Origin of the sequence: Alteromonas sp. AMM-1 (assembly GCF_047290655.1) — a bacterium.
GTDB classification, from domain to species: domain Bacteria; phylum Pseudomonadota; class Gammaproteobacteria; order Enterobacterales; family Alteromonadaceae; genus Alteromonas; species Alteromonas mangrovi.
Window position 1 is genome coordinate 1 of the sequence record NZ_JBLBUE010000185.1, and the last position, 6,470, is coordinate 6,470.

General features: G+C 47.6%; 5 protein-coding genes. All 5 read left to right on the plus strand.

What is annotated here, in order from left to right; translation table 11 throughout:
* The coding region (locus ACLR2L_RS17870; protein WP_413370086.1) for a WalW protein at positions 1-918 on the plus strand (918 nt) is incomplete at its 5' end.
* A complete protein-coding gene (locus tag ACLR2L_RS17875; RefSeq protein WP_413370088.1) occupies positions 915-1,949 on the plus strand; it encodes a GNAT family N-acetyltransferase in 1,035 nt (344 codons plus the stop codon). The genes ACLR2L_RS17870 and ACLR2L_RS17875, both read left to right, overlap by 4 nt.
* Before the next feature lie 14 nt (positions 1,950-1,963).
* Positions 1,964-3,862 (plus strand): asparagine synthase (glutamine-hydrolyzing), encoded by a 1,899-nt coding sequence (gene asnB, locus ACLR2L_RS17880; RefSeq protein ID WP_413370091.1) that lies wholly within the window; start codon positions 1,964-1,966, stop codon positions 3,860-3,862.
* Positions 3,859-4,977 carry a glycosyltransferase family 4 protein gene (locus tag ACLR2L_RS17885; protein ID WP_413370093.1) on the plus strand — a complete coding sequence of 373 codons (1,119 nt, stop codon included), beginning with the start codon at positions 3,859-3,861 and terminating at the stop codon, positions 4,975-4,977. Before asnB ends, ACLR2L_RS17885 begins: the two co-directional genes overlap by 4 nt.
* Positions 4,978-5,016: 39 nt before the next feature.
* A partial coding sequence (locus tag ACLR2L_RS17890) for a hypothetical protein (RefSeq protein WP_413370095.1) occupies positions 5,017-6,470 on the plus strand: 1,454 nt, incomplete at its 3' end.

Sequence of the window (6,470 nt, forward strand, 5' to 3'; positions counted from 1 at the left end):
CAGGTTGAAAACGTGCAGCGCATTCCACAATTTCAGTCTTTTTGTGAAGAGATGGGTATTCGCCCTACGTATTTTGTCGATTACGCTGTAGCAGCTAATCCCAATGCGGTAAAAGCCATTAATCAGGCGCGTCAGAATAATCACTGCGAAATTGGTGCCCATCTGCATCCCTGGTGTAACCCGCCCTATTTTGGCCAAACCAATGAAGCAGAATCCCACGTGGTGAATTTGCCATTAGCGCACATTGAAGCCAAGCTGGACGAATTAATGCGGGTTCTCACAGAACAGTTTAATACGCAGCCCAAATCTTTTCGCACTGGCCGCTGGGGGATCGACAGTAAAGTGCTTACTCTGTTGGCTGAACGAGGCTTCCGCGTCGACTCCAGCGTATATCCGTTTTACCGAAATGAGTATTTCTCCTGTGAAGGCTCGCCTCTGGTACCTTACTGGCCTGATTTTAATGATCCTTTATCACCAGGCCACCAGCGCCAGATTATGGAAATTCCGGTTACGGCCGGATTTAACCGTCGGGACTACGGTTTTAGTGAAAAACTACACCGACTCGGAGAAACCGCGCCATTAAAATTACTCCATACCATTGGATTATTGTGGCATTCCCGACTGTTAAGAAAAATCTATCTGAGCCCGGAATTAAACGATGAGCAAAATCTTTGCATGCTGGTAGATACAGCCATAAAGCGCCATCACCGGGTAATCCATATGTACTTACACAGTTCCAGTCTGATTGACGGCGCCACTGGATTTTTTGAAGAAACCAACTCATTGCAGATTATTTGCCAGCGTATCCGCGCGACCGTGGAACATTTGCAGCGCCTCACTCCCGTAGAATTTTGTACCATTACCGAAGCGTGCGAGATACTCAATGCCCGCAGTACACAACAAGCAGTATTAACATGAAGATAAGACCCGCCACGCCACATGATAAAAATCGTTGGGATGCGTACGTTGAAACCCATCCACTGGCCACCCCTTATCACCGATTTGCCTGGGGCCAGGCGTGCGAGCAAGCTTATCAACAGCCTATGCAATATCTGATAGCAGAGGACGAGCAACAGCACTGTTGCGGCGTACTACCCACCATTCAATTTAAGCGTCCGTTGTCTGCGGCAAAAACCATTGCATTACCCTATTGCGACACCGGTTATGTTCTTGCCGACGACGAGGCAGTGCAAACTGCCCTGCTGCGTCAGTTGGGTGCAGGTGCCGACTACCGTGATGTGCTTCACCAACCCGCCGATCCTGACACATTGCAATCCGGCCAAAAAGTGGTGCTTAGACTCCCTTTGCCAGACAACAGTGACGCACTGATGAGCGGTTTTAAATCGAAGTTGCGCAGCCAGATTCGCAAGGCTGAAAAAAACGGTTTACACACGGCGTTGAGTGACAATACCCAGCCACATCTCTCGCTGCTTCCTCACTTTTACGACGTGTACAAGCAAAACATGCGATTACTGGCGTCACCGGCGCATGCGTATTGCTGGTTTGAGGCCATCGTCAGCGAGTATGCAGACAATGCAAGAGTGTGTGTGGTTTATCAGGGTGATACGCCTATCGGTGCCGGCATAGTGTTAATCAATGGTACTGTTGCTGCCATTCCTTGGGCATCAACCTTGCCTGAATATAACCGCCTTGCGCCTAATATGTTGTTATATTGGTCATTACTGGCGAACGTAACTGATGCTGGTATGCAAACCTTTGATTTTGGTCGCTCATCATTTGGTGAAGGTACATTTAAATTTAAGACCCAATGGGGCGCATTGCCTTACTCTTTGAACTGGCATGATGGTTCATCAGGCAACCAGCCACAGGCTGTGGAAACCGGTCCATCAGGTACTATCAGACAACTGGCAGAAACCCTATGGCCCAAACTGCCATTAGGGTTCACTGTAGCCATTGGCTCAGCTATTCGGCGTTACATTAGTTTATAAATCGGGAGAGCCTTATGTGCGGCATTGCAGGATTTAGTCGTTTTCAATTCGAAGCCGGGGATGAGTCACTTCTGACCAGCATGGGCCAGGCCATACTGCACCGAGGCCCCGATGCTGGCGGTACCTACATAGATGATCATGTTGGATTGTGTCACCGCCGTCTGAGTATTCTGGATTTGTCTGCTGCAGGCAACCAACCGATGTTCAGTAAAGATCAGCGCTACGTTATTGTCTTCAATGGTGAAGTTTACAATTTCCTGGAGCTGCGTGCCGCGCTTGAAGCGGAAGGTCACGTATTTTCAACCCATACCGATACCGAAGTCATTATTGCTCTGTATGCCAAAATGGGCGTGGAATGCCTTGCTGAACTCAACGGTATGTTTACCTTTGCTATCTGGGATAAGCAAGAGCAAACGCTGTTTATTGCCAGGGACCGAATGGGTAAAAAGCCGCTATATTACACCTTTGAACACGGCAAGCTGGCTTTTGCATCGGAAATCAAAGCCCTGTTGCCTGTGCCATTTGTAGAGCGCGAGATTCGAGATGACGCGGTATACGACTTTTTTGCGTATCAGTATATCCCGGATCCCAAAACCATATTCAAAGGTGTGCACAAGTGTCCACCTGCTCACTACATGTTTTACAAGAACGGAGAGTTGACTTGTCAGCAATACTGGGATGTTGATTTCAGTAAGATAAGTCAGGCCAGTGAAGAGGAACTCACCAATCAACTTCGGGAATTAACCGCCCATTGCACACGCCAGCGCATGATTGCAGATGTGCCGTTAGGTGCCTTTTTAAGCGGTGGAGTGGACTCCAGCGGCGTGGTCGCCATGATGGCACAACAGTCTGAAAATCCGGTAAAAACGTGTTCTATCGGATTCGACGAAAAGCGTTTTAATGAAACCGAATTTGCCAAAATTGTCGCTGACCAGTACCACACCGAGCACCACGAATTCATTGTGCACGATAACGTAAGTGATAATCTTGAACACATTGTCAGCTTTTTTGACGAGCCCTTTGCCGATCCTTCATTGGTACCCACTTATTTTGTGTCGAAGCTAGCACGTCAGGAAGTCACGGTAGCGATTGCCGGTGATGGTGGTGATGAAGTATTTGCAGGCTACGAAAAATACAGCATTGACGCTATTGAAAATGATTTGCGCAACAAGGTTCCAACATGGATAAGAAAAACCATTTTGCCTAAAGTGGCCAATTTAGTGGCGGGCTCGGGTATTTCCGTGCTGAAAAAAGTGAAGTCGTTGTGCGATAGCTTGTCGTGTGATCCAGCAATGGGTTTTTATATCACTAACTCACAAATCGACGACCGTCAGTGGCAACAGCTCGTGAAGCCCGATTTTGCCGCCAAACTAGGCGCTTATCATCCCAGTAAAATTACCCTGGACGCTTATGAAAAAGCCAATGGTCCCGACCATTTGTCGCGTATTTTGTATACCGACATGAAAACCTATTTACCAGGTGGCATTCTGGTAAAAGTGGATCGCATGAGCATGGCACACTCACTTGAAGTGCGCGCGCCTATATTGGATCGCGACGTGATTGAGTTTGCAGCCACCGTACCGTCTGCTTTCAAATTCAAAAACGGCGAGAAAAAACACATTTTAAAAGAAGCATTTAAACCGCTGCTACCAAACGACATTCTGTACCGCAAAAAAATGGGCTTCTCAGTACCACTCGACCAATGGCTACGGGACGAAATTAAAGCCATCGCAGAAAAATATTTGTTTGCTGAACAAGCAGGCTTGCTCAACTATTTTAATGCCAGTGCCATCAAACAGTTATGGAACCAGCATCAATCGGGTTCTCACCAGCACGGCACGGTTTTGTGGAGCTTGCTGATGTTTGAAATGTGGTATCAGCGTTATATGAATAACACCGGAAAAGCCGCGTGAGTAAAGCCTTCAACGTAATGCATATTACCTATGATATGCGCATAGGTGGCACGGAGATGGTGATCAGAAACCTGATCGAGGGATTTAACCACCCGCATGTTCGCATGTCTGTGTTTTGTATCGAGGAACCATTGGGCCCTTGGGGGCAGGATTTAGCGAGTAAAGGCATACCTATTACCACGGTAGCAAGACAACCCGGCTTCGATCGCTCGCTCATAAAGGCAATTCGGCATCATATAAAGCAAAACAATATCGATATTATCCATTGCCACCAATACACCCCCTGGGTTTACGGTGTATTAGCGGCAGCCGGACTCAATACCCGGGTGGTATTTACCGAACACGGCCGTTTCTACCCCGATTTTGGCACATGGAAACGCAAACTAATCAATCCGGTTCTGGCTTGGTTTACCGATGCCAGTACGGCCATTTCAGCAGCTACAAAGCAGGCACTCATCACTCATGAACATCTTTCTGCCAGTAAGATTGAAGTGATTTATAACGGTATCCAACCGGTTAGCCCGGTCACCGTTGATGAACAAGCCGCGCTAAAATCAGAACTGGGCATAACAAAAGATCAAACTGTATTTGGCACCATTGCCCGATTTGATCCGATAAAAAATCACCTCATGATGTTGCGTGCGTTCAAGGATGTACTCAATGCGGGGGTAAATGCGGTGTTGGTGATAGTTGGCGATGGTGAAATGCGCGACGCTATTACAGCATTAATTGATGAATTAGACATTGGCAATCAGGTGATCTTAACGGGTTATCAACCCCAACCTGCCAGATACCTGTCTATTATGGATATATTCCTGTTGTCGTCTTTTAGCGAAGGGACATCAATGACACTGCTTGAAGCCATGTCACTGGGCAAGCCTTGCGTGGTAACTGATGCCGGCGGCAATGGTGAAGTGATTGCTCACCGTCAAAACGGGCTGGTAACCGAGAACGACAACCAGGCGGAGTTTGCCAGTGCGATGCTGGAACTGGTAAATGACTCATCGCTTTATCAGGCTTACCATCAACAAAGCCTGGCCCGGTTTAATAGCCTGTTTACGGTAGACGCCATGTGCGATTCTTTTCAGACGATTTATACTCGGGTAATGCAGTAAATCCCCCGGTTACCCGCAGGTACAAAGTGAGAATGATCTATGACAGCAACCGTTCAGCAACCTGTTAAAAAGCGGTTTTGGCACAAACGCCGTATTATTAAATACAGTGTTGTTTCACTGTTGCTGATCCTGATTTTTTCGTTGTCACCGCTGGTACTCCCCACACATGACTTAAGCCCATCACAAGCGGCTCAAGCTCGTGCGGGCGCAGCCAGAATTATCAAGCCGCTGATGTCGGCCAATGAAACCGCCACAATCACCGTCACCAATGAGCAGCTAACAGCCATTTCTGATACGGTAAGCTACACGGTACCAGCCGTGCAACTTCGTCTGAACAGCAGTGCCATGGGCATATTAATGGCCACGAGTATCACCACCATTCCTGGTACCGTATACCTGAACGCCCAATGCATGTTAATGCCCAATATGGATGGAAAACTGGAATTTACGCAGTGCCGTTTAGGCAGTTTGCCGTTGCCAGGTGTAATGGTTGAATATTTCTTTAAAGGCGTTGCCCGGGTCTTTTTTGGAGAAGAAGCATTACAAACGCTGAATAATATTCAGTCTAACGCACAGTTAGGCAACGACCGGCTGGTAATTAACTTTAATAAGCCTGGTAATTTAAAAGCGTCAGTAGAAGACAGGATCACCGACACCTTTAAAGTGATACAAGAACTTCGCCAAATTGACGGCTCCGATACAGAAACTATCCAGCTATATCTCGATTACATTCAGTCTCACGCAAAACGCGCAGACAACACCGCTGACCTGGTAGGTAAAACGTTTCTGTTTGCTCAGTCGCGCTCGGTAACCGAAGATCCTGTAGACGAAAACAGTGCAGCGTTGTGGGCGCTAACCATGACCCTGGGCGCTCCAGAATTTGCACGTATTGTCGCAATGCCGGTTGATTACAGCCTGATGTTACCGGAGAAATTTGTGCTCAGAAACCGCATGGATTTACGCCTGCACTTTTTCTTTTCGGTTGCACTGCGCCTCGCCAGTGAAAAGCAATTAAGTATCAATATTGGTAAATTAAAAGAGGTAATGGACTCAGCTCAGGGTGGTTCAGGTTATAGCTTCCGCGACTTAACCGCCGATAAATCCGGTGTGGAGTTTGCCGACTTTGCCATATCATCATCCGACAATGCCCGCCGTGTTCAGGCTGTTCTGGCAGGCAGTAAAGATGAAAACCTGTTTATCCCCCTACTGCATGATCTTCCAGAAGGTTTCAGTGAGACGGCCTTTCAGCAAATGTTTGGCAGCGAGAGCGATGAACGCTATCTCGCCATGGAAAACACCATAGACGGCCGGATTGCCGCCTTGCCGCTTTACACCGATAAAGGCACAACAACGAACAGAAGGCCACAAACAGTCGCTTCCAGTGACGCTCCCACTACCAGAGATGATATTGGGTTAAATCAGCAATGGTATGAAGTTGATACCCATATTCATACGCGTTACTCCGACGGAAATTACTCGGTCGCGCAAATAGC